This is a genomic window from Rhodoferax koreense, from assembly GCF_001955695.1.
Lineage (GTDB): Bacteria > Pseudomonadota > Gammaproteobacteria > Burkholderiales > Burkholderiaceae_C > Rhodoferax_B > Rhodoferax_B koreensis.
In genome coordinates this window covers 4,778,105-4,799,912 of the sequence record NZ_CP019236.1, presented here as the reverse complement: position 1 = coordinate 4,799,912, position 21,808 = coordinate 4,778,105, and the positions used below count along the sequence as shown (strand labels likewise).

The 21,808-nt window shown below is 66.2% G+C and carries 18 protein-coding genes and 2 pseudogenes; 14 read left to right on the top strand and 6 right to left on the bottom strand.

Annotated features, from left to right (window positions below):
• Positions 1-63: 63 nt before the first annotated feature.
• The 6 genes and pseudogenes from RD110_RS22245 (at position 64) to RD110_RS28390 (ending at position 8,985) form a co-directional block, all read left to right on the top strand.
• Positions 64-1,434 carry an ice-binding family protein gene (locus RD110_RS22245; RefSeq protein WP_076202067.1) on the top strand — a complete coding sequence of 457 codons (1,371 nt, stop codon included), beginning with the start codon at positions 64-66 and terminating at the stop codon, positions 1,432-1,434.
• A 54-nt stretch (positions 1,435-1,488) separates the two neighbouring features.
• On the top strand, positions 1,489-2,151 hold the full coding sequence (locus tag RD110_RS22240) for an outer membrane beta-barrel protein (protein ID WP_076202066.1): 663 nt from the start codon (positions 1,489-1,491) through the stop codon (positions 2,149-2,151).
• Positions 2,152-2,327: 176 nt separating this feature from the next.
• Entirely contained in the window at positions 2,328-6,458 is a 4,131-nt protein-coding gene (locus RD110_RS22235) for a PAS domain-containing protein (RefSeq protein WP_083686456.1), read from the top strand.
• Positions 6,451-7,752, top strand: coding sequence for an EAL domain-containing response regulator (locus tag RD110_RS22230; protein WP_083686454.1), 1,302 nt, complete (start codon positions 6,451-6,453; stop codon positions 7,750-7,752). Before RD110_RS22235 ends, RD110_RS22230 begins: the two co-directional genes overlap by 8 nt.
• Positions 7,753-8,177: 425 nt before the next feature.
• Positions 8,178-8,453: pseudogene (locus RD110_RS22225) on the top strand (LysR substrate-binding domain-containing protein); the annotation flags it as partial.
• Between the two features lie 166 nt (positions 8,454-8,619).
• The gene (locus RD110_RS28390) at positions 8,620-8,985 is read left to right on the top strand and encodes a hypothetical protein (RefSeq protein ID WP_076202062.1); all 366 of its coding nucleotides are present in this window, start codon (positions 8,620-8,622) and stop codon (positions 8,983-8,985) included.
• A gap of 89 nt (positions 8,986-9,074) precedes the next feature.
• Here the strand turns inward: RD110_RS28390 and RD110_RS22215 are convergent, their stop codons facing one another.
• Complete coding sequence (locus RD110_RS22215) at positions 9,075-9,698, bottom strand: TetR/AcrR family transcriptional regulator (protein ID WP_076202061.1); 624 nt, start codon at positions 9,696-9,698, stop codon at positions 9,075-9,077.
• 129 nt (positions 9,699-9,827) lie between these two features.
• Here RD110_RS22215 and RD110_RS22210 point away from each other — a divergent pair, with 129 nt between their 5' ends.
• From RD110_RS22210 to RD110_RS28375, 7 genes and pseudogenes are all read left to right on the top strand, one after another.
• Complete coding sequence (locus RD110_RS22210) at positions 9,828-10,910, top strand: alkene reductase (RefSeq protein ID WP_076202059.1); 1,083 nt, start codon at positions 9,828-9,830, stop codon at positions 10,908-10,910.
• 52 nt (positions 10,911-10,962) lie between these two features.
• Entirely contained in the window at positions 10,963-11,751 is a 789-nt protein-coding gene (locus RD110_RS22205; protein ID WP_076202057.1) for an SDR family NAD(P)-dependent oxidoreductase, read from the top strand.
• A 28-nt stretch (positions 11,752-11,779) separates the two neighbouring features.
• Entirely contained in the window at positions 11,780-12,766 is a 987-nt protein-coding gene (gene acuI / locus RD110_RS22200) for an acrylyl-CoA reductase (NADPH) (protein ID WP_076202056.1), read from the top strand.
• Between the two features lie 22 nt (positions 12,767-12,788).
• Positions 12,789-13,652 carry an alpha/beta fold hydrolase gene (locus RD110_RS22195; RefSeq protein WP_076202054.1) on the top strand — a complete coding sequence of 288 codons (864 nt, stop codon included), beginning with the start codon at positions 12,789-12,791 and terminating at the stop codon, positions 13,650-13,652.
• 77 nt (positions 13,653-13,729) lie between these two features.
• The gene (locus RD110_RS22190; RefSeq protein WP_076202052.1) at positions 13,730-14,731 is read left to right on the top strand and encodes an NADP-dependent oxidoreductase; all 1,002 of its coding nucleotides are present in this window, start codon (positions 13,730-13,732) and stop codon (positions 14,729-14,731) included.
• A 52-nt stretch (positions 14,732-14,783) separates the two neighbouring features.
• Entirely contained in the window at positions 14,784-14,960 is a 177-nt protein-coding gene (locus RD110_RS28385) for an SDR family NAD(P)-dependent oxidoreductase (protein ID WP_275425855.1), read from the top strand.
• A pseudogene (locus tag RD110_RS28375) lies at positions 14,957-15,531 on the top strand (SDR family NAD(P)-dependent oxidoreductase). Before RD110_RS28385 ends, RD110_RS28375 begins: the two are co-directional and overlap by 4 nt.
• Here RD110_RS28375 and RD110_RS22180 read toward each other — a convergent pair.
• The 5 genes from RD110_RS22180 to RD110_RS22160 form a co-directional block, all read right to left on the bottom strand.
• Positions 15,421-16,434, bottom strand: a complete 1,014-nt coding sequence (locus tag RD110_RS22180; protein WP_076205461.1) for a Bug family tripartite tricarboxylate transporter substrate binding protein — start codon at positions 16,432-16,434, stop codon at positions 15,421-15,423. The pseudogene RD110_RS28375 and the gene RD110_RS22180 overlap by 111 nt on opposite strands.
• Complete coding sequence (locus RD110_RS22175) at positions 16,431-17,864, bottom strand: sensor histidine kinase (RefSeq protein WP_076202051.1); 1,434 nt, start codon at positions 17,862-17,864, stop codon at positions 16,431-16,433. Before RD110_RS22175 ends, RD110_RS22180 begins: the two co-directional genes overlap by 4 nt.
• Positions 17,845-18,510 (bottom strand): response regulator, encoded by a 666-nt coding sequence (locus tag RD110_RS22170; protein ID WP_076202049.1) that lies wholly within the window; start codon positions 18,508-18,510, stop codon positions 17,845-17,847. Before RD110_RS22170 ends, RD110_RS22175 begins: the two co-directional genes overlap by 20 nt.
• A 38-nt stretch (positions 18,511-18,548) precedes the next feature.
• On the bottom strand, positions 18,549-19,541 hold the full coding sequence (locus RD110_RS22165; protein ID WP_076202047.1) for a Bug family tripartite tricarboxylate transporter substrate binding protein: 993 nt from the start codon (positions 19,539-19,541) through the stop codon (positions 18,549-18,551).
• Positions 19,542-19,634: 93 nt separating this feature from the next.
• A complete protein-coding gene (locus tag RD110_RS22160) occupies positions 19,635-20,018 on the bottom strand; it encodes a hypothetical protein (RefSeq protein WP_076202045.1) in 384 nt (127 codons plus the stop codon).
• A gap of 226 nt (positions 20,019-20,244) precedes the next feature.
• Between RD110_RS22160 and RD110_RS22155 the strand changes: the two genes are divergently transcribed.
• Positions 20,245-21,330, top strand: a complete 1,086-nt coding sequence (locus RD110_RS22155; protein ID WP_083686452.1) for an MBL fold metallo-hydrolase — start codon at positions 20,245-20,247, stop codon at positions 21,328-21,330.
• Positions 21,331-21,808 lie beyond the last annotated feature (478 nt).

The window sequence follows — 21,808 nt, the reverse complement described above, 5'->3', positions numbered from 1 at the left end:
CTCGCACCCTCATGTCGGCCGCCCCGGCCGGCCGTCGCGCACCGTTTCACCTGGAAGCAAGTTATGCAAAAACTAAAATGGGCACCGCCGAAGCTGGCGCTGTACGTCACCCTGTCCCTCGCGGTCTCGTTGTCGGGCTGCGGAGGCGGCGGTGGTCAGGCTCCCATTCTGGGTGCCGACGTGAAGCCGGTGCTGGTGGCGCCACCCGGTGCCGTCGCGCCTCCCGTGGTGCCGCCCGTCGTCTTGCCCGGCGGCCCCGCGGTGGTTCCACCCGTGGTGCCCCCGGTCGTTCAGCCCACCGCCTGCCCCGTGACGGTGACCTTCACCGACCCGACCGACGGCAATCAGAATGCGCCCACCAGCACGACGGCCGTCGCCAATGGGGGCAAGCGCGTCACCGCGACGTTAGCCGGCACCGTGGACCCGGCGACGATCAACGCCAGCACCTTCCGGATGGCGCAGACCGGGCAGCCGCCGCTGACACCGGCTTCCGTCAGCTACGACGCCGTTGCCGGCACGGCGGTGCTGGTCACCGCCGCTCCGCTGGCGGCCAACACCAACTACCTCGTGGTGCTCGACACGCCGAGCCCCGCGCCGGCCCTGGTGTGCGCCGTGGCCTGGAACTTCAAGACGGCAGCGCTGCCCATCGTGGTGCCGCCGCCGGTGAATTTCGGCGCGGCCGCCTCGTTCGCCCTTTCCGCGACGGCGGGGGTGGCCAACACCGGCGCCACCTTGATCAACGGCGATGCGGTGCTCAACCCGAACGACACCTGCAACTCGGTTCCCGTGGGCGGCAGCGGCGTCTTCGGCCTCTGCGGCGGCGCGACGCCTGGCATCAACGGCACGGTCGTGACCCCGACCTTTCCGAATACGACACGCGCCCAGCAGGTGACGGACGCGCTGCGCGCCGCTTACCTGGCCATCACCCCGCCGGCGGGTCCGCCGGCGGCGGGCTCCCTTGGCGGCGGCACGCCGCTGGCCACCACCAGCATCGGCGCCCCGTCGGGCAACGTGATGGTCGCCGGGCTGAACTACTTCGTCGCGGGCACCTACACCTCGGGCTCCACCCTCACCGTGGCCGGCGATGTCACGCTGGACGCCCAGGGCAATCCGAATGCCGTGTTCGTGTTCCAGGCCGGCAGCGCCATCACTGCATTGCCGGGTGCGCCATCGCCCGCTCCGCACACCCGCATCGTCCTGGTGAACGGCGCGAAGGCATCGAACGTGTTCTGGCAGGCCGGCTCCTCGGCCACCATAGGCAACTACGCCGAGTGGTACGGCAACGTCCTGGCCGGCGCGGATATCACCCTGCAGACCAGCGCCGTGTCGTGCGGCCGCATGTTCGCCGGTGCCTTCACCTCGGGCGCTCTGGTGTTCGACACCAACACCGTCTCGCTGCCCGGTCATCTCCAGGCCCCCGCAGGCTGCAACTAAGCCCACCCGGGGCTGGCCCGATGGGGCCGGCCCCGATGATCCAAAAGGTCCGAAATGAAATACCACCTTACCGCCAGGGCGCTCGTCGTCCTGGCCCTCGCTGCCAGCGCAGCCCCCTTGTTCGCCCAGGTCGTCGACGGCGCCAGCCCCTGGTACGGCGGTGTCGGCATGGGCCAGGCCCGTGCCACGATTGACGACGAGCGCATCGGCCGCAACCTGTCCGCCAATGGCTTCGCCTCGTCGATCAGCGACCGCGAACATGCCTTCGGCTACAAGATGTTCGGGGGCTACCGGCTCAATGAGAATTTCGCCCTGGAAGGCGGCTACTTCAGCCTGGGCAAGTTCGGCTACACCGCGGCGACCACGCCCACCGGCACCCTGACCGGCGATGCCAGGCTGCGCGGGCTGAATCTGGACCTGGTCGGCACGCTGCCCGTCACCGCCAGGCTGTCGGTGCTCGCACGCAGCGGCCTCACCTATGTCGACACCCGCGACAAGTTCAGCTCGACCGGGCTGGTGGTGGTGAACAACCCCAGCCCGAGCGAGCACTCGGCGAACTGGAAGCTCGGCCTCGGCGTCCAGTACGCCATGACGTCGGCACTTTCGCTGCGCACGGAAATCGAGCGCTACCGCATCCGGGATGCCGTGGGCAACCGTGGCGACGTGGACATGGTGACGGTCGGCCTGGTCTACCGCTTCGGCGCCGGCGGCCGGTAAGCCACTTCGCGATGGGAGGCGCTCCGGGATACGCGTTCCGTCCTACCGTGGATGGCCGCGCCGAGGACTAAGGTTGGGCCTAGTCCCATGCGCCAGGGCTTTGCCTCCGCCGCCGGCCTGCCCCGGCTCCGACACCGCGAAACCCCGCAGGAGCCCATCAGAAAGTCGGCCAAGCCATGAATTCCTCGCTCCCACCAGAAGATCCGGGCCGCTACGCACGCATGCAGGCGCTGATCGAGACGCTGCACCAAGCCGAGCGGCAGATCGCGGCGCTGACCGAGGGTGAGGTCGACACCGTGGCGGACAAATCCGGCCGCGTCTTCGTGCTGCGCGAGGCGCAGGACCAGATGCGGCTGCAGGAGGCCGGCAAACAGAACGCGCTGTTGAACGCGCTGCCCGCCCACATCGCGGTGCTCGACCCGGACGGCACGATCGTCGCCGTGAACGAAGCCTGGCGCAGCTATGGCAGGGAGAACGGCCTGCGTGCCGCGCACGACGGCGTGGGCTGGAACTATCTCGATGTCTGCGGCCTGCCACCCGGGCCGGGCGCCGCCGAGGCCTGGACGGTGGCGGCAGGCCTGCGGGCGGTGCTGGCTGGCGAGAGCCGGTCCTTCTCGCTCGAATACCCCTGCGTCTCGCCGTTCGAGCGACGGCGCTTCGTGATGACGGCGACGCCGCTGGAGCCCGGGCGGCATGCCGGCGCGGTGGTCATGCACGTCGACGTCAGCGCGCGCGCGCAGGCCGAGGAGTCGACACAGCGCAGTACCGAGCTGCTCCAGGCCGTCGCCGACGGCACCCCGGACATCGTCTACGTCAAGGACGGGCTGGGCCGCTATCTGCTGTGCAACAAGGCCCTGGCGGCCTTCACCGGCAGGCCGATCGACGCGATCCTGGGCCACACCGACCACAGCCTGTACGCTGAAAGCGAGGCCGCCGGTCTCATGGATGACCACCGCGTGTTTTCCGCAACCGGCTCGGTGCAGACGACCGAGCGCTGGCTCACCGGGGTGAACGGCCGGCGCCTGTTTTCGGCCTCGCTCGCGCCCTATCGCGATCCGCGGGGCGCGGTGATCGGCGTGATCGGCATCGCCCGCGACATCACCGAAGAGACGCGCTTCCACCAGGCACTGCGCGACAGCGAGGCCATGCTCGACATGGCCGGACGCAGTGCCAAGGTCGGCGGCTGGGTGCTGGACCTGGGCCTGCGGCGCCTGCAGTGGTCGGACTTCGTCGCCAGCCTGCATGACGAGCCGGCCGGCTACTGGCCTTCGCTGGAGGAGGGCCTGGCCTCGTTTGTGTCGGAGCACCGCAACGGCGTGCGCGACGCCGTCGAGCGCTGCATCGCATCGGGGCAGCGCTACGACCTCGAAGCCGAGAAGATCTCCGCCACCGGGCGGCGTTTCTGGGTCCGGGTCATCGGCGAGGCCGTGCGCGACGGGCGGGGGCGGGTGGTGCGGCTGCAGGGCGCACTGCAGGACATCACCGAGCGCAAGCTGGCCACACTGCAGACGCAGAAGCTGGCCGAGCGCCTGAGCGACACCCTCGAGAGCATCACCGACGGCTTCTTCGCCCTGGACCACAACTGGCGCTTCACCTACGTCAACCGAGAGGCCGCGCGGCTTTGGGAACGCACGCGGGAGTCGCTGATGGGATGCGTGCTGTGGGAATGCTTTCCCGATGCGCTGGGCTCCGTCTTCGAGCCCCTGTACCGGCGCGCCATGGGCGGCGAGACCGGCATCCGCTGCGAAGAGCGGTATGTGCCGATGGGGAAGTGGTTCGGTGCCGACTTCCATCCGCTGGAGGACGGTCTGTCGGTGTACTTCCGCGATGTCACCGCCGCCCGCGCCGCGCGCGAGCAGCTGACCCTGCTCGAGGCCAGTGTGGCGCAGTTGAACGAGGTCGTGATCATCATGGAGCCGGCGCAGCTGCCGCAGGGGCTGCGCATCGTCTTCGTCAACGACGCCTTCGTGCGCCTCACAGGCTTCCAGCGCAGCGACGTGATCGGGAAGTCGCCGGTGCTGCGTTATGGCCCGGCGACCGACGCCTCCGTGATCGAGCGCATCGGCGCGGCGATCGCCCTGCTCGAACCGGTGCATGCTGAGATGGTGAAGTACACCAAGAGCGGCCGCCCGCACTGGATCGAGCTCGACATCACACCGGTGGCCGCCACGGGGGAGGGCTGCACGCACTTCGTTTCGATCGAACGCGACATCAGCGAGCGGCGGCGCAACGAGGAGGTGCTGCGCGAGCTCAACGCGGGGCTGGAGGACCGCGTGCGCCACCGCACGCTGGAGCTGGAGCGCGCCCGCGCGCTCGCCGAACAGGCCAACCGAGCCAAGTCGTCCTTCCTTGCGACCATGAGCCACGAGATCCGCACACCGATGAACGGGGTCATCGGGATGATCGATGTGCTGGAGGAAAGCCACTTGCGGCCGAACCAGCGCGACATCGTGAAGACGGTGCGCGAGTCGGCCTATGCGTTGATGGCCATCGTCGACGACGTGCTCGACTTCTCGAAGATCGAGGCCGGCCAGTTCGCGATCGACCACGAACCGATGGACGTGGCCGCCGTGGTCGAAAGCGTCTGCGATGCCTTGCGCGGGCTGTCGGAGACCAAGGGGGTGGCGCTGCACCTGTACGTCGACCCGCGGCTGCCGGCGCGCATGCTGGGTGACCCGGCGCGGCTGCGCCAAGTGCTGATGAACCTGGTGGGCAATGCGATCAAGTTCAGCAGCGGGCAGGTCCGGCCCGGGTCGGTGGCCTTGCGGGCGCGCAGGGCCAGCGGCGCCGGTGGCGGTGCCGACATGCTGGACCTGGTGGTGGCCGACAACGGGGTCGGCATGCGCACCGAGACGGTCGAGCGGCTGTTTTCGCCGTTCACCCAGGCCGATGCAAGCACGACGCGGCGGTTCGGTGGCACGGGGCTCGGCCTCAGCATCTCGCAGCGCCTGGTGATGCTGATGCGCGGCAACATCAGCGTGTGCAGCGAGATCGGGCAAGGCTCCACGTTCACCGCGCGGCTGCCCATGACGGCAGCAGCGGGCGACGCCGGCGCCACGGCCGCGGCCGACGCGGAAAAGCCTTTGGCCGGGCTGACCTGCATCTTGTTCGGTGCCGCCGGCCTGACCGCCGACCTGGCCGACTACCTGACGCATGCGGGCTGCCCGGCCCGCACCATGCCGAGCCTGGCGCAGGGGCTGGACTGGCTGCATGCGGCCGTGCCGGGCCGCTGTGTCGTGGTGATCGCCGACCCCCCGGAGGGCAGCGATCCGGTCCTCGCGGCTTGCCGCGCGGTCGCCCTGCAGCGGCCCGGCATGGTCCTGGCGTTCGTCGTCATCGAGACCGGCCGGCGCCGCCGCCCGCGCCGGCACAAGCCCGACCAGATCGGCCTGGACGCGGAGTGCCTGCACCGCGCCGTCTTCCTGCGCAGCGTCGCGCTGCTGGCGCGGCCGCCGCAGGACGGCGACGACCGCGACGCGTTGGCAGACATCGTCCCCACCGAAGAGGCGCCCCGGCGGCCCACACCCCTGTCGGCAGCCCAACCCCTGATCCTGGTGGCCGAAGACAACGAGATCAACCAGCAGGTGCTCGTGAAGCAGCTGGCGCTGCTCGGCTACCGCGCCGAAATGGCCGGCAATGGCCTGGAGGCGCTCGGCCAGTGGCGCCGGGGCGGCCACGCCTTGCTCCTGACCGACCTGCACATGCCGGAGATGGACGGCTATACGCTGGCGACAGCGATCCGGGCCGAGGAGGGCGACGCTCGGCCGCGCCTGCCCATCATTGCCTTGACCGCCAATGCCTTGCGCGACGAGGAACACCGTTGCACCCAGGCCGGCATGGACGGCTATCTGACCAAGCCGGTGCGCTTGGCGCAGCTGAAGACCGCGCTTGACCGCTGGTTGCGGCCGGTGCCGGCGCGCTTCGGCGCCAGCCTGCCCGTGGTGGAGACCATGGTGGCGGGCCGCCACGTGGACCTCGCGGTGCTGTCTGAGCTCATAGGCCACGACGCGCAGGTCATGCAGGAAGTGCTGGAAGCCTTTCGCACGAACGCGGCGCACTCGGCGCACGCGCTGGCCCGCGCCCAGGCCCATGGCGCCGTCCAGGCCATTGCCGACATCGCCCACAAGCTCAAGTCGGCGGCGCGCACCATCGGTGCCGCCCGACTCGGCGACATCTGTTCGGACCTGGAAGAGGCCGCCACCAGCAGTCCGCGCGGCAGCTCGCTCGAGGCCCTGATGGCGACCTTCCACGGCGAGCTGCGCGCTGTGCACGCTTTCCTCGAGACCCGCCAGGACAGCCATGTCTGATGAGGGTCCCGACATCTGGCCACCCTTTCTCCCGACGCTCCCCCTCGGCCTGGGCCCGGCAGAGGTGCCGCCACGTGCCGCCGCGCCGCGCCGCCAGCCCAGCCTGCTCCTGGTGGACGACGACCCCTTCATGCTCGGCATGCAGTCCCGCATGCTGCGCGGCATGGGCTACATGATGATCGGCACTGCGGCCAGCGCCGATGCGGCGCTGCGGCTTCTCGGCGAGCGGCAGGTGGCCGTGGACGTGGTCATCTGCGACCTGAACATGCCCGAGGTCGACGGTCTCGAATTTCTGCGCCGGCTCGGCGCAAGCGACTTCCGCGGCGGCGTGATCCTTCTCAGCGGCGAAGGCCCGCGCATCATCCATGCCGTGCAGAAGCTGCTCGCCGGCCGCGCGCTGCTGATCCTGGGGGCGCTTGAGAAGCCCGCCAGCCGTGCGGCGCTGCGCACGCTGCTGGACCAATGGCAGCCCGCGGCACTGCCATCGGTGGCCGCAGAGCATCCGGGCTATGGCGCCGACGATCTGCGCGTCGCGCAGGACGGTGCGCAGTGGGTGCTTCACTACCAGCCCAAGGTCGATCTGCGCAGCGGCGGACTGACCGGTGTCGAGGCGCTGGTGCGCTGGAACCACCCGCTCCACGGCCTGGTTTATCCCGACCGCTTCATCGCCCTGGCCGAGGAATGCGGTGCCATCGACGCCCTGACCGAGTGGGTGATGCAGGCGGCGCTGGAGCAGCTCGCGCTGTGGCACCGCAGCGGCCTGCGGATCCAGATGGCCGTGAACGTATCGATGCAGAACCTGTGCGCCCCCGACTTCGCGCCCCGGCTGGGAGCCCTGGTCCGCCACATCGGCCTGTCGCCGCAGGATCTGATGCTGGAGGTGACGGAGAGCCGCGTCATGGCCGTGTCGTCGGCGGCGCTGGAGACGCTGGTGCGGCTGCGCATGCAGCGTTTCGGCCTGTCGATCGACGACTTCGGCACCGGCCACTCCTCGCTGGCGCAACTGCGCGACGTGCCCTTCACCGAGTTGAAGATCGACCGCGGCTTCGTGCACGACGCCCGCGGCAACCAGCTGATCCCTCCGATGCTCGAAGGCAGCATCGGCATGGCCCAGCGACTGGGTCTGCACACCGTGGCCGAAGGCGTGGAAACCGAAGACGACTGGGCCCTGCTGCGGGAAATCGGTTGCGACATCGCGCAGGGCTATTTCATCGGCCGGCCGATGCAGAGCGACCGTCTGCCCGCCTGGCTAGAGGACTGGCAGACCAGGCAGCCGCGGTCGACCGCGCGGTGAGACCGGGCCTCGGTCCTGCGGCGGTCCTGGCCCTCTCGAACCGGGGCCTGCAACGGTTTCACGGGGTCATCGCCTTCACCGCCAGCGGCAGCTGGACGGCCAGGGTGAGCGTCAGGCCATTGCTGGAATCGAAGTTTCGGATGCGCTCGATCAGGTCGTCGTCCAGCCGCTGTTCGGCCTGGTGAACAAAAAAGTTACGGGGGAGCCCGTATTGCTCGACGGCAAAGTCGGTTCAGGTCTGGCCAGCTCTGAATCGCCCCGGATTCCCTAGACTGTTGTTGACGATGCCAATTTGACCAGATGCGCCAGAAATCGGTGATCAGGCCAGACAGCAAGAGTTTTGAGGGTTGGTGAGGGCTGCAGAAGGATGCCTCATGGTCAGCAGAAGTTGGCAGGGGTGGTCAAGTGATCGCTGGCAGCAACACATTCGTCTCTTCGAACGCAGTGCACATGGCGTCCGTATCAGCGTCGCGGGGGAGCTGTTCCTGTCCAGGGTTAGCGGCGCCCTGTCGGCGATTGCCGCGGCAACGGAAGATCTGCGGGAAGGCGTGAGCAACAGCCTCTACGTGCACTCGGCGCCCAGCATCGCCAGTCTCTGGCTGATGTCAAGGCTGCAAGGTTTCGCGAATGCCTATCCCGACATTGCACTCAACCTCTCCGCAGCGCATACGCCCAGCGACTTCGAGCTGGGCCGCGTCGAATGACATGCTGTGTGCAGGAGGTAAACAGGCAAAGGACAGGAAAAGCGTTTAAGGACGAGTTCCAAGGGCAAGCGGTGAAACTGGTCAAGCAGCCCCGGGGCGAGGGTCACGCACGTTGCGACAGGCTTGGACATCGAGCAAGCCTGATGGCACAACTTCGTTTGTTTTGAAAGAAGGTGTTCCCAGCAATGGGCAGGCCGTCGGCACAACCTTCGCCCGCTCGCTCTCGCTGATCATGGTGGCCACGGCCGCAGACCCGGTTTCTCTCGGCTGCTGGGTGGCGCGTTCAACAGCTTGCAAGGCTGGGGGCGACCTTATGGGTGGTGCCCCGCAGGACGTCCGCTACTTCTCGGCGGCACTAACCTTCTTGCTGCTGGAAATGGGATTGATCATTCCGCTTGGCACCGCGATCAAGCTACAGCCGTTCGGAAAGCAGTCGGGCGCCGCCTCGGCCCTGCTTGTTTCCTGCAAATGGGCTGCGCAGCCCTCGCTATTGGCTTTGGCTCCGCGCTCCCAGTGGCCACCTACCTAGCCTTCTGCATCGTCCTGTCGATGAGCCTGACGTTGGCGTTGCTGGTGTTGCTTGCGTTCCGGGGACTGTCGTCCACTGAACTCGCGAGGTCAATCCGTTCTGCGCTTGCGCGACGGTTTGAGCGCCGACGCGGGCGGGCTGACGGGGCGAGTCAGCGAAGCGAAAATCTTATCGCGGCAAGCCGCCAGAAACTCGTCGGCCAAGGGCGAGTCATCGGGGCAGGCGCGCGACATGATGATGGCGCCGACCGCGTGCGCCATGATGTCGAGAGACTTGGCTCGTGCCTGGACCGCCACTGCATCCTCCGGTGCAACGCCCTCGGGCCGCAGTGCCGCCAGCAGGCTCTCGATGCCTACCGCAAACGTCGCCCGGACCGCTTCCGGCTGACGCACAGCGTCTCCTCCGAGCGCGGCCATGGTGCAGCCGGCGGCGCGGTTGTCGCGGTGTTCGCGCGAGAGGTAATGCTGCAGGAACGCCGAGGTGTCGGCACCAGCCGTGAGCGCCACGGTCTGCGCGATGCCGCAGGCTGCCGATTCCGCCATCAAGTCGACCTTGGAGCGGAAGTGCTTGTAGAAGCCGCCGTGCGTAAAGCCAGCGGCGGCCATCAGATCGGCAACGCCGACCCCGTCGTAGCCGTGCTCACGAAACAGCGTGGACGCCGTTGCTACAACGTGTGCCCGGTTGGCTTGCGCCTGTGCCTTGGTGACCTTCATTTCGTTTCCACGATAGGTTGATGCCCGTCTGCGGGACTTTTCTTATTGATGCTAATCATAATCAAAAAAAGAAGAATTGGATTATGATCGTCATCATTGAATTCATCTAGTCCAGGAAACCGAAACAACATGACCGAGAAAACACTCTTCGAACCCCATGCCCTGGGTAGCCTGATGCTGGCCAACCGCATCGTCATGGCGCCGCTGACCCGTAACCGTGCGGGCGCGGGGCTGGTACCCAACGAACTGGCCGCGACCTACTACGCCCAGCGTGCCTCGGCGGGTCTGATCATCACCGAGGCCACGCAGGTGTCGGCCCAGGCGCAGGGTTACCAGGACACCCCCGGCCTGTACACGCCGGCGCAAATCGCCGGCTGGCGCAAGGTCACCGACGCCGTGCATGTCAAGGGTGGGCGCATCTTCGTGCAGCTTTGGCATGTGGGACGCGTCTCACACGTGGACCTGCAGCCTGGCGGCGCCGCACCGGTGGCGCCCTCGGCGATCCGGGCAGCGACCAAGGTCTTCGTCAACAATGGATTTGCCGACGTTTCCGAGCCGCGCGCGCTGGAACAGGGCGAACTGCCGCGTATCGTGGACGACTTCCGTCAGGCCGCGGCCAATGCCATTGCGGCTGGCTTCGATGGTGTGGAGATCCATGGTGCCAACGGCTATCTGCTGGAGCAGTTCGTCAAGGACGGGGCCAACCAGCGCACCGACGCCTACGGCGGCTCGATCGAGAACCGCGCGCGCCTGCTGCTGGAAGTCGCCGCGGCCGTGGTGAAGCAAGTCGGTGCCGAACGCACCGGCGTGCGCATCTCGCCCGTGTCGACCGCGGGTGGCATCACCAGCAGCGATCCGCAGCCGCAGTACGACTACATCGCCGAGCAGCTAAATACGCTGGGCATCGTCTACCTGCACGTGGTCGAAGGTGCGACGGGAGGCCCGCGCGACGCGGCAGCGTTCGACTACGCGTCGCTGCGCCGGCGCTTCAAGCAGACCTATCTGGCGAACAACGGCTACAGCCTGGAGTTGGCTACCGCCGGGCTCAACGAAGGCAAGGCAGACCTGTTCGCCTTCGGCCGACCGTTTATCGGCAACCCCGATCTGGTCGAACGCCTGAAAACCGGCGCTGCGCTGGCGCAGATGAACCCGGCCACGCTCTACGGCGGTGGTGCCGCGGGCTACACCGACTACCCAAGCATCGCCGGTTGAAGCCGGCCTCTGCTTGCCCCCGCCACCACAACTCTCGCAAAGGAAATCACCCATGACCACCCTGCCAACCGTCCTCGTCACCGGCGCCTCCAGCGGCATCGGTGCCACCTATGCCGAGCGCTTCGCGCGCCGTGGCCACGACCTCGTGCTCGTCGCACGTGACAAGACGCGCCTGGAGACCCTGGCCGCGCGACTGCGTGAGGCCAGCGGTGTGACCGTTGACGTGCTGCCGGCCGACCTGACCCAGCCTGCCGACATTGGTGCGGTGGAGACTCGCCTGCGCGACGACGCGCGCATCGGCGTGCTGATCAACAACGCCGGCATGGCCCAGTCGGGTGGCTTCGTGCAGCAGACCGGCGAGAGCATCGAGCGCCTGATCACGCTCAACACCACGGCACTGACGCGGCTCGCGGCCGCGGTGGCGCCGCGGTTCGTGCAATCCGGCACCGGCGCGATCGTCAACATCGGCTCGGTGGTGGGTTTGGCGCCCGAGTTCGGCATGACGGTCTACGGCGCCACCAAGGCTTTCGTGCTGTTCCTGTCGCAAGGCATGCACCTGGAGTTGTCGCCCAAGGGCGTCTACGTGCAGGCCGTGTTGCCTGCCGGAACGCGCACCGAGATCTGGGATCGTGCCGGCATCGACGTCAACACCCTTTCCGACTTGATGGACGTGGAGGAACTGGTCGATGCGGCACTGGTCGGCTTCGACCGCCGCGAACTGGTCACGATCCCGCCGCTGCACGTGGCCGCGCGCTGGGATACGCTGGATGGCGCGCGCCAAGGGCTGCTTTCCGACATTCGCCAGGCACACGCGGCCGAGCGTTATCTCGCGCAGGACTGACCGGTAAAACCCAACAGGAGATACGAGCATGACATTCAAGGCACTGCTGACCACCAAGATGGGCGATGCGATTTCCACCGCGTTGGTCGACTTCGACGAGGGCGACCTGATGCCGGGCAATGTGACCGTCGCGATCGATTATTCGACGCTGAACTACAAGGACGCGATGGCGGTCAGCGGCCACGCGCCCGTGATCCGGCAGTTCCCGCTGATTCCGGGCATCGATTTCGCAGGCGTTGTGCAAGCCTCGTCGCACCCAGGCTTCGCGGTGGGCGAGCGCGTCGTCGCCAACGGCTGGGGTCTGAGCCAGAGCCACCATGGCGGGTTTGCACAGAAGGCGCGTGTGCCTGGCGACTGGTTGGTCAAACTGCCCAACACGTTTTCGACGCGTGATGCCATGGCCATCGGCACCGCGGGATACACCGCCATGCTGTCCGTGCTCGCGCTCGAACATGCGGGCGTGACGCCAGACCAAGGCGAGGTGCTGGTCACCGGGGCCAGTGGTGGCGCAGGCGCCGTCGCGATCGCTCTGTTGTCCAGGCTGGGTTATCGCGTGGTCGCCTCGACCGGGCGACTCGAGGAGACGGGCTACCTGCGTGAACTGGGGGCGGCCGAGGTCATCGACCGCCGCACACTGTCCGAGCCGGGCGCTCCGATCGCCAAGGAGCGCTGGGCCGGCGCGATCGACTCGGTGGGCAGCCACACGCTGGCCAACGTACTGGCGCAGACGCGTTACCGCGGCGCGGTGGCGGCTTTCGGGCTCGCGCAGGGCGCGGACCTGCCCGGTTCGGTGCTGCCCTTCATCCTGCGCAACGTGACCCTGGCCGGCATCGACTCGGTGAATGCACCGCGGGACCTGCGGCTGCAGGCATGGGCACGGCTGGCCACCGATCTGGACCTGGGCAAGCTTGCGCGCGCCACGCAGTTGGTCGGCCTGGCCGAAGTGCCGGGCCTGGCCGGCCAGTTGCTTCAAGGCAAGGTGCGCGGCCGCACGGTGGTGGACGTCAACGCGTGAAGACCAGGTGCAAGGTCACGACATGACCAATGTCAACCTCGATTCCGAATCGGCAAGCGCCTATGTCCGGGCGCAGACCCGCTGGGTCGACGCCGGTGGAACCCGCTTCGCCTACCGCGAACTCGGCCCTGAAGACGGCATCCCTCTGGTCCTGCTCAACCACTGGGGCGCCGTGCTGGACAACTTCGACCCGCGCATCGTCGATGGGCTGGGCCGCCGACATCGTGTCATCGCCATCGACTACCGCGGCATCGGCGCATCCGGCGGCATCGCGCCGGCGACCGTGGAGGAGATGGCGCACGACACCATCGCGTTGATCCGCGCGCTGGGTTTCGATCGGGTCGATCTGCTCGGCTTCTCGCTCGGTGGCTTCGTGGCGCAGGACCTAGCGCTGAAGGCACCAGGGCTGGTGCGCAAGCTCATCCTCACGGGCACCGGCCCGGCGGGTGGCCAGGGCATCGATCGCGTCGGTGCCGTGGCCTGGCCGCTGATGCTCAAGGGCCTGCTGACGCTGCACGACCCCAAGACCTATCTGTTCTTCACCTCGACGAGCAACGGCCGGCAGGCCGCGAGCGCCTTCCTGAAAAGGCTGAAGCAACGCAAGACCGGCCGCGACAACGGGCCGACACCACGCGCGTTCCTGCGCCAACTGGAGGCGATCAAGGCCTGGGGTCGACGGGCGTCGCAGGACCTCGCCAGTCTTCGCATGCCGGTGCTGATCGCCAACGGCGACAACGACATCATGGTGCCCAGTGCGCTCAGCCACGAGATGGCGCGCCGCATCCCCCATGCCCAGCTCGTCATCTACCAAGACGCTGGCCACGGCGGCATCTTCCAGTACCACGCCCACTTCGTGTCCAAGGCGCTGATGTTCTTGGCGGCGTGAGCGATGAAGCCAAGCTTCGATATAACTGCGCCCCTTTTTTACGCTGCCTTCCCGCGGCCCTTTGGAGTTAGAACCACATGAAAGCCTTCATCATCGATCGCTACGGCAAGAAGGAAACCGGCCGGATCGCCGAGGTACCGGAGCCTGAACTGCGGGACGATGAGGTCCTGGTCCAGGTCCACGCGGCAGGCGTCAATCTTCTCGACGCCAAGATCAAGAGCGGGGAGTTCAAGCTCATCCTGCCCTATCACATGCCCCTCGTGCTGGGCCATGATGTCGCGGGCAAGGCGGTCAGGGTCGGTCCGCGTGTGCGACAGTTCAAGCCGGGCGACGAGGTCTATGCACGGCCGGACGATTTCCGGATCGGCAGCTTTGCCGACTACATCGCCGTCAAGGAAGGATCGCTTGCACGCAAGCCCGCCAATCTGAGCATGCAGGAGGCGGCCTCGATCCCGCTGGTCACTTTGACCGCCTGGCAGGCGCTGGTCGAAACCGCCAAGTTGAAGAGGGGGCAGAAGGTATTCATCCAGGCCGGCTCCGGTGGCGTGGGGAGCATCGCCGTCCAGTTGGCCAAACATCTGGGGGCCTTCGTCGCCACCACCACCAGCACGCGCAACGTCGAATGGGTCAAGGCACTCGGCGCGGATGTCGTCATCGACTACAAGACGCACGACTTCGCCACCGAACTGCACGACTACGACGTGGTGCTGAACAGCCTGGGCAGCGACGAACTGAAAAAGTCGCTGCAGGTGCTCAAGCCGGGTGGACACCTTGTCTCCATCTCCGGTCCACCCACGCCGGACTACGGCGCCGAACAGGGGCTTGCCTGGCCATTGCGGCAGGTGCTGCGTCTGTTGAGCCACGGCATCCGGAAGCAGGCCAAGCGGCGTGGCGTCACCTACTCCTTCCTCTTCATGCGCGCCCATGGTGCGCAGTTGCGCGAGATCACTTCACTCATCGAATCGGGCGCCATCCGCCCCGTCGTCGATCGCGTATTTTCGTTCGCTGACACCGGCAACGCCTTGGCCTACGTCGAGAGCGGACGCGCCAAAGGCAAGGTCGTGGTGCAGATGACATAGCGGCCGCGCAAACCTCGGTTTCCTGGCTGCTCCAAAAGGTTAGGAGAACGATTTGAGTATCGACACAACCGCCAACATCGGCAAGCGCGCGCTGGTGACCGGTGCATCCAGCGGCATTGGCGCGGCCATCGCGCGTGAGTTCGCGGCGCTCGGCGTGGATCTCCTGCTGACGGCGCGGCGCGGCGACGCGACGCACTCGACGCAGTCGCCGCGAGTTGCAAAGGCGTGAAAGTAGAGATCGTCACCGCAGATCTCGGCAAGCCCGATGCCGCGCGCGCACTGTGGGACGCCGCGACCGCCAACGGCCCGATCGACATCCTGATCAACAACGCGGGGTTCGGCTACTTGCGCCGGTTCGAAGAGGTCGACGGGCGCGCGACTTGGAGCTCGTCCAACTCAACATGACCTCGCTGGTCGCGCTCGCGCGCTGCTTCGTCGACGCGCGCAAGGCAAACACCGGACCGGCGCCGATGGTGAACATCGCCTCGACCGGTGCGTACGAGTCCGTGCCCAACATGGCGCTGTATGCCGCGTCGAAGTCGTTCGTGCGCAACTTCAGCGAGGCGCCGCATGACGATCTGATGCGAGCGGAGCAGGGCGATAGGCCGTTTCTCGGCATGTTACGCATCCTTTTGAAGAGCCTTGGCACCGGAAGTCAATCAGACCATGCCAAGCGGTGTGCGTTGAGTTCATGTTTTCTGCGGTGGTACTCGCAGCCCGAGGCTTTGCGCAAGGCCGCGGTACTTTACCACTTCCTTGCCGACGAACTCGGTGAGTACCTCGCCCGTCATTGTGAATGACGAAAGTCCATATTGCTGGCGGATTGACGCGTAGTCAGACTGCAACATCGCAGCCTCAAAAAAATCTACCCATCGTCTGTATTCAGCGTCGCTGACAGCCTGCCCGACATACACCCCGCGGATCACGGGCCAAACCAGATTGAAACCTTGCTCAATTCCGACAGCCACGGTCGGTCTTGAAGCCACCCGTTTATCTGACAGTATGGCGATGACCCGGATGTTGGCCCCGGCATCCGCCGCTTGAAACGCCTCCGCTGCATCGCCACAGAAGACCGTGACGTGTCGACCTTCCAGCGCCGAGATAGCCTCTCCACCACCCTCAAACGAAACGAAGCGCATGCCTTTGTGGTCGAGACCGGCCGCCTTGACAATGAGCGCTGCTTTCACCCAGTCCTGACTGCCGACGGTGCCTCCAGCGCCGAAGACCACTCTGGAGAGGTCTCGCTGAAGTTGCAGCTTCAAATCTTGCAGAGTGTGGATCGCCGAGTCCTTAGGCACGGCGATAGCGCCGTAGTCGGTGCCTACCGCAGCCACCCACCGCACATCGGACGTCTGGTGCGGACCAAACTTTCCCTGCGCCAGGTTCAACAAAGAGCCACCCGAGAAAGCGATGAGGGCATGCGGGTTTGGCAGGCGTCCGGTGACCACACGGTCGTAGGCTACCGCGCCGATGCCGCCGGGCAGGTAGTTGACGCGCAACGGGCTGCCCCGCGTGCTGTGCCGGTCGATCAGAGTACCGACCAGTTTGCAGGTCAAATCAAAGCCGCCCCCGACCTTGGCAGGGACGATGCACTCCGGAGCGTCAAGGATGTCCGCCCGAGCCATGCCTTGCAGCGGCAAACCGGCGAATGCGAGGCTGGACTGCAGCGCAAACCGTCGCGTCACACGGAGCGGCCAGTTCATGCGCAGGCCCCCACCGAATGCCATTGGCTCCTGGGCCACCAGATGTGCGCATGCAGGCCTGGTCCACCATCGGCCCGTTGTTCAAGGCGCAAGCCACCACCATGCTTTTCTGCGATGGATCCGACAATGGCCAAGCCAAGGCCGGAACCCGTTGACGGTTTTTGGTTTCCCCGCATGAATCTTTCTCCCAAGCGCGCTCTCTCCAACTCGCTGATACCAGGACCGTTATCCGTCACACCGAGGCTCCAGGTTTCCGAGTCAGTGGCATAAAGCACGGTGATTTCACCGCCGATCTTGCCGTAGTTGATGGCGTTGGAGACCAGGTTCATGAGCGCCTCGCGCAGCAGGTCGCTGTCGCCTAGCGCGGTCATGTCGTGCCCACCCGGCGGCGCCTGGCCTAGGCCGAGATCGATTTGCTTGTGACGGGCTTGCGGCAGGTGCGTGAGCACCACGTCCCTGGCGAGCAGTGCCAAATCAAAAGGTTGCCAGGCCAATGCGACCGCATCGCTGCGAGCCAGGGCCAGCAACTGGTTGGTCGATCGCGTAGCACGGGAAATTTCGGTCTTCAACGCTTCCAGGGTCTGCCGCACGGCCAGCGATTCCGCCTCGCCGATGGCGTGGTCGGCCTGGACGTGCAGCGTGGTGAGGTGCGTGCGCAGTTGGTGCGAGGCGTCGTCCACGAACTGACGCTGGCGTGACGACAGGGCCTGCGTCCGGTCGATCTGCTGGTTCACGGCCGACACCAGCGGCAGCACTTCGGCGGGCAACAGTTCTTCACTGATTGGCGTCAGATCGTCAGCGCGTCGGGCCCGCACCTGTGTGGCCAGCTTCGCCAGCGGCGACAGCGCCGTGGTGACGACGATCAGGACGGTGAACAGCGTCAGGGCAAAGATGGCTCCGTCGCGCAGCGCCGACCGTTGGACAAAACGCTGGGTGAATTCCTGGCGCGACTGCGTACTCTCGGCGACCTGGATCAGTACCTGGCTTTGCGGGTTGCCTGCGGAGGCCGCGTCCAGTGCGGCAAGCAGGGCCACCAGTCGGACGGACTCGCCGAAGTACGCCGCGTCGTAGAACACGGGCACGCCGACCTTCAAAACGCTCGGCGAAGGCGGGAGGTCGGCGCTGCCCAGTTCCACCAGGCCGTCCGAAGTCGACACACGGAAGTACACCTGTCCGCTGGCAGTGAGTTCGAAGAACTCGAACAGCCGGTAGGGCAATTCGACGGAGAGGCCGCCCGAGGCGGTGGAGATGTTGGCCGCGATGGACCTGACGGCACCCAGCAGCGAGCGGTCGTAGGCGGAGTTCGCGGCATCCAGCGCGTCGCGGTCGGTCATCCAGAGCTCGGCGCAGGTGATGGTCAACAGCACCGGCAGCAGCAGCAAGACCAGGCTGTGCCGGAGCGGCGCTTTCCTAAGCTTCTTCCAGAACATAGCCAAGTCCACGGATCGTGCCGATGCGCACGCCTGCCTGATCGAGCCGCTTGCGCAGGCGGTGGATGAGCACCTCGACGGCCTCAGGATGAACGTCCTGGTCATCAGGAAACACCCGGTCGATGATTTGCTGCTTCGACATCGGCTCGCCGCTGTGCTGGATCAACACCTGCAGCACCGCGTACTCGCGCGGCGTCATGGCCACGGGCTCGCCACGGCAGACGAACTGCTTGCGGCCGACGTCCAAGGTCAAGGCCCCGCACGCCAGCCGCGGATGCTCGACGCCGCGCGAGCGCCGCACCAGCGCATGCAGCCGGGCCTCGAGTTCGGCCAGCTCGAAGGGCTTGGCCAGGAAGTCGTCGGCGCCGAGGTTGAGCATCTTCACGCGTTCGATCAGCGAGTCGCGCGCGGTCAGTACCAGGGCGGGCAGACGCTGGTCGCGCGTGCGCAGCCGCCGCAGGACTTCTTCGCCTTCCATGCCGGGCAGTCCCAGGTCGAGGATCAGAACATCGTGCGTGCCACCACGCAGCGCCAGGTCGGCCAGCTTGCCGTTGTTGACCCATTCGACCTGAATGCCGATGCCCTCCAGGGCCTTGCTGAGCCACGTGCCCAGGGTCTGTTCGTCTTCTGCCAGGAGTGCGCGCATGCGGCGATAGTAAACCGGTGCCGAATCGGTGCGCCGGCTCAGTCGGGCTTGATCTTGGCCGCGGTGACCACTTCCTTCCAGCGCTTCTGCTCGGCCGCGATGAACTGGGCGTACTGGGCCGGGGTGTTGCCGACGGCCAGCGCCGCATCGGCCACCAGCCGCTCCGAAACATTCTGCGTCTTGATGGCCTTCATCGTCTCCACGGAGAGGCGCTCCAGGTGAGCCGGCGCCAGGTTGGCCGGGGCCTGCAGGCCGTACCACTGGGTCATCTCGAAGCCGGGGAAACCCTGCTCGGCCACGGTGGGAACGTCGGGCAACAGCGGCAAGCGCTGTGCCGAGCCGGTGGCGATGCAGCGCAGCTTGCCCGCCTTGATGTGCGGTAGCACGGCAGACGCACCGATGGCGGCCGCTTCGAGCCGTCCGCCGAGCAGGTCGGTCAGCTGCGGCCCAGTGCCGCGGTAGGGCACGTGCAGGATGAACATGCCGGTGGTCATTTTCAGGTATTCGAACGCCAGGTGGCCGGCGCTGCCGTTGCCGGCCGAGCCGTAGCTCAGCTTGCCGGGCTGCGCTTTGGCCAGCGCGATGAACTCCTTGAGGTTTTTCGCGGGCACGCTCGGATGCACCACATACAGGCTCGGCACCTTGGCCAGCAGGCTGACCGGCTTGAAGTCCTTGTTGGCGTCGTACGGCAGCTTGTCGAAGATGTAGGGGTTCACCGCCAGGGTGCCGATGTGGCCGAGGATCAGCGTGTGCTGGTCGTCGGAGCGGGCCACCTCGTTCATGGCGATATTGCCTGCGGCACCGGGCTTGTTGTCGACGAACACGCTCTGGCCGAGCAGCTTGGTCAGTTCGGCCGCCGTTGAACGGGCCACGATGTCCGAGCTGCCGCCCGGTGCGAAAGGCACGACGAAGCGGATGGCCTTGCTGGGCCAGACGGTCTCACCGAAGGCACGGCTGGCGGCGAGTTGACCAAGCGCCAGGGCAGCGCCGGTCTTCAGTAGGGTGCGGCGGGGAATGGGAATCGATGCCATGTCTGTCTCCAAAATATTTGCAAAACCGGATGCTGCCGCCTGACAGCTTTCTAAATGCTTTCAGCGCTAGCCTTTCGCCACATGCCCACCAAGCTATCGGGTCAGGAATTCGCCGACGACGATACTGCCGTCCCCCAGCGTCAGCCGCACATACAGCCGATCACCTGCGCGATAGACCGGTTTCGCGCCTCGGACGCGGTTTTGTCCCGAAGGGATCAGCGAGGCGATGCGTTTGCCGGTCTCGCTGCCCAACAGCAACTCGCCGATGGCGCCCTTCGTGGAAACAGGGTTGCCGTGGTCGTCGACGAAGATGGTGATGCCGTCTTTCTGCTGCACCATCTCGAACGTGATCTCGCCACCGTTGTCGACCAGCCCGCCGTGCTGCGGTCGGGCCTGGCCGTGCGCGGCGGCATATCCCGAAACGGCCAGTGCCAAAGCCATCGCGGCCAGCCTGATTCGATCTGTGTTGATCTTCATTTCTGTCTCCTTCATGTGACGCCAACGGAGGGGGCATGCATCCTCCGAGTGAGACCTGCAATGCTGCCAAGACGTGGCTTTCAGGAGGCTTTCAGCCGCTGCCGGCGTCTTGACGCTCAGGTCATCAGGCGAAGATGCGTGTTGAGCTTTGAAAGCCATTTGACAGCTTCGGCTCGTTATCGTCCGGCCCGACAAGCAGCGATGTTGCTGCCACAAGGAGACACAGATGAAAACAAGCCCTTCTATCCTCATGGGCATGGCCGGCGTCACGGCCGTGGTCCTCGCCCTCGGCGCCTGCGGCGGTGGCGACGGCGACAACCTGCCGCCCAACGTGCGCATGACCTGGTTCGGCATCACCAACTGGCACTACCAGATCGGCACCGCGGGCTTGCTACTCGATGGCGAGACCAAGTCGTCGGCGGCCACGCCCGACGTCGCCTCGGTCACCAAGGCCTTCAACACCATCAAGCTGCGCGGCAACATCGACTACATCCTGGTGGGCCACGAACACGTGGACCATGCCGTGCAGGTGCCCGAATGGGCCAAGCAGACCGGCAAGCCGGTGTATGCCCCTACGGCGGTCTGCGCCGCGGTGGTGAAGTACGGCAATCCAGCGTCGCAGTGCACGTCGCTCAAGGGCGGCGAGACTATCAGGGTCAACGAAGACATCACGGTGCGGGTCGTGCGCTGGGTCCACAGCGTGTCCGGTTGCACGGCCTTCGGGAATGGCACCAACGGGCCCGAGACATTCGGCTTCCTGATCAGCGCCAAGACCCGCGACCGCCCCGGCCAGCCACTGCAGCTGTACGTATCGGACAGCGGTGCCGGCGGCAAGGACCTGACCACGCCGCGCGTTGCCGATGGCGTGACCTACGGCTCTCCGATGGACAACTTGAAGGCGGCCATGGCCGCGGCCGGCGCCACCCAGCTCGACCTGTGGCAGGGCGGGCCCGAATCGCGGGTGGTCACCCAGGCCCGGCTGGTGGTGCCCACGTTCAAGGTCAAGACTTTCATGCCGCACCATCTGGGCGTGCGCGGAAATTCCGTGTCGGAGTTCAATCTCGAGTACGGGCTGCATTTTCCGTACTTCCCCGACGAGCAGCCGTTGCTGCGCGACTTCCTGAAGTCTTCCGGCGTGCCGCAGGTGGTGCCGGTCAACTACTGGGACGCCTGGACTTTCGACGCCAGCGGCGTGAAGACCACCGAAAGTACCAACCAGAAGGCGGCCTACGGCATTCCCGCTACCGGTCCCGGCCCTGGCAAGCAGGGCGAAAATCCTCGCGCTGGTGCGTTGGAATGCGCGGGGGATTGAGCGGGTAGTGCGGATGAGGCTGCGCTGGACGAACACCGCAGCCTGCTCGAAGAGAGCGTCCGTCAGCATTTCGCCACGCATCGCATCCGATAAGGCGGCTCAGCGTCAGGGCCTGTCATGGCCTCTCGAAAAAACCGAATGTCGAGGCAACGACACGATCATCTGGTCCTGTTGCCGACCCGGACAGATTTCCTTTGGAGTGGGCTGCCGCTGGCTTCTTGGACACCGGCCTAAGCTTTATGAGCTTTCTCGAGTTCTATCGGACTGTCATGGGGGAGGCGTTCGCGAATGGCTATGCCAAACTTTGCGGTTTCCCTCATGAGCAGTAACCGACCTTGCATTTTCTAGAGACGGGGCTCAGAAATCGCCATAGGTAGCACCCCGAAGTGGCACCCTGCAAATAAAAAAGCCTTTTAAGTCGTTGACTTAGAAGGCTTTTGAGGTCTTGGTGGCGTTTCACGGAGGCGACACGTAAACC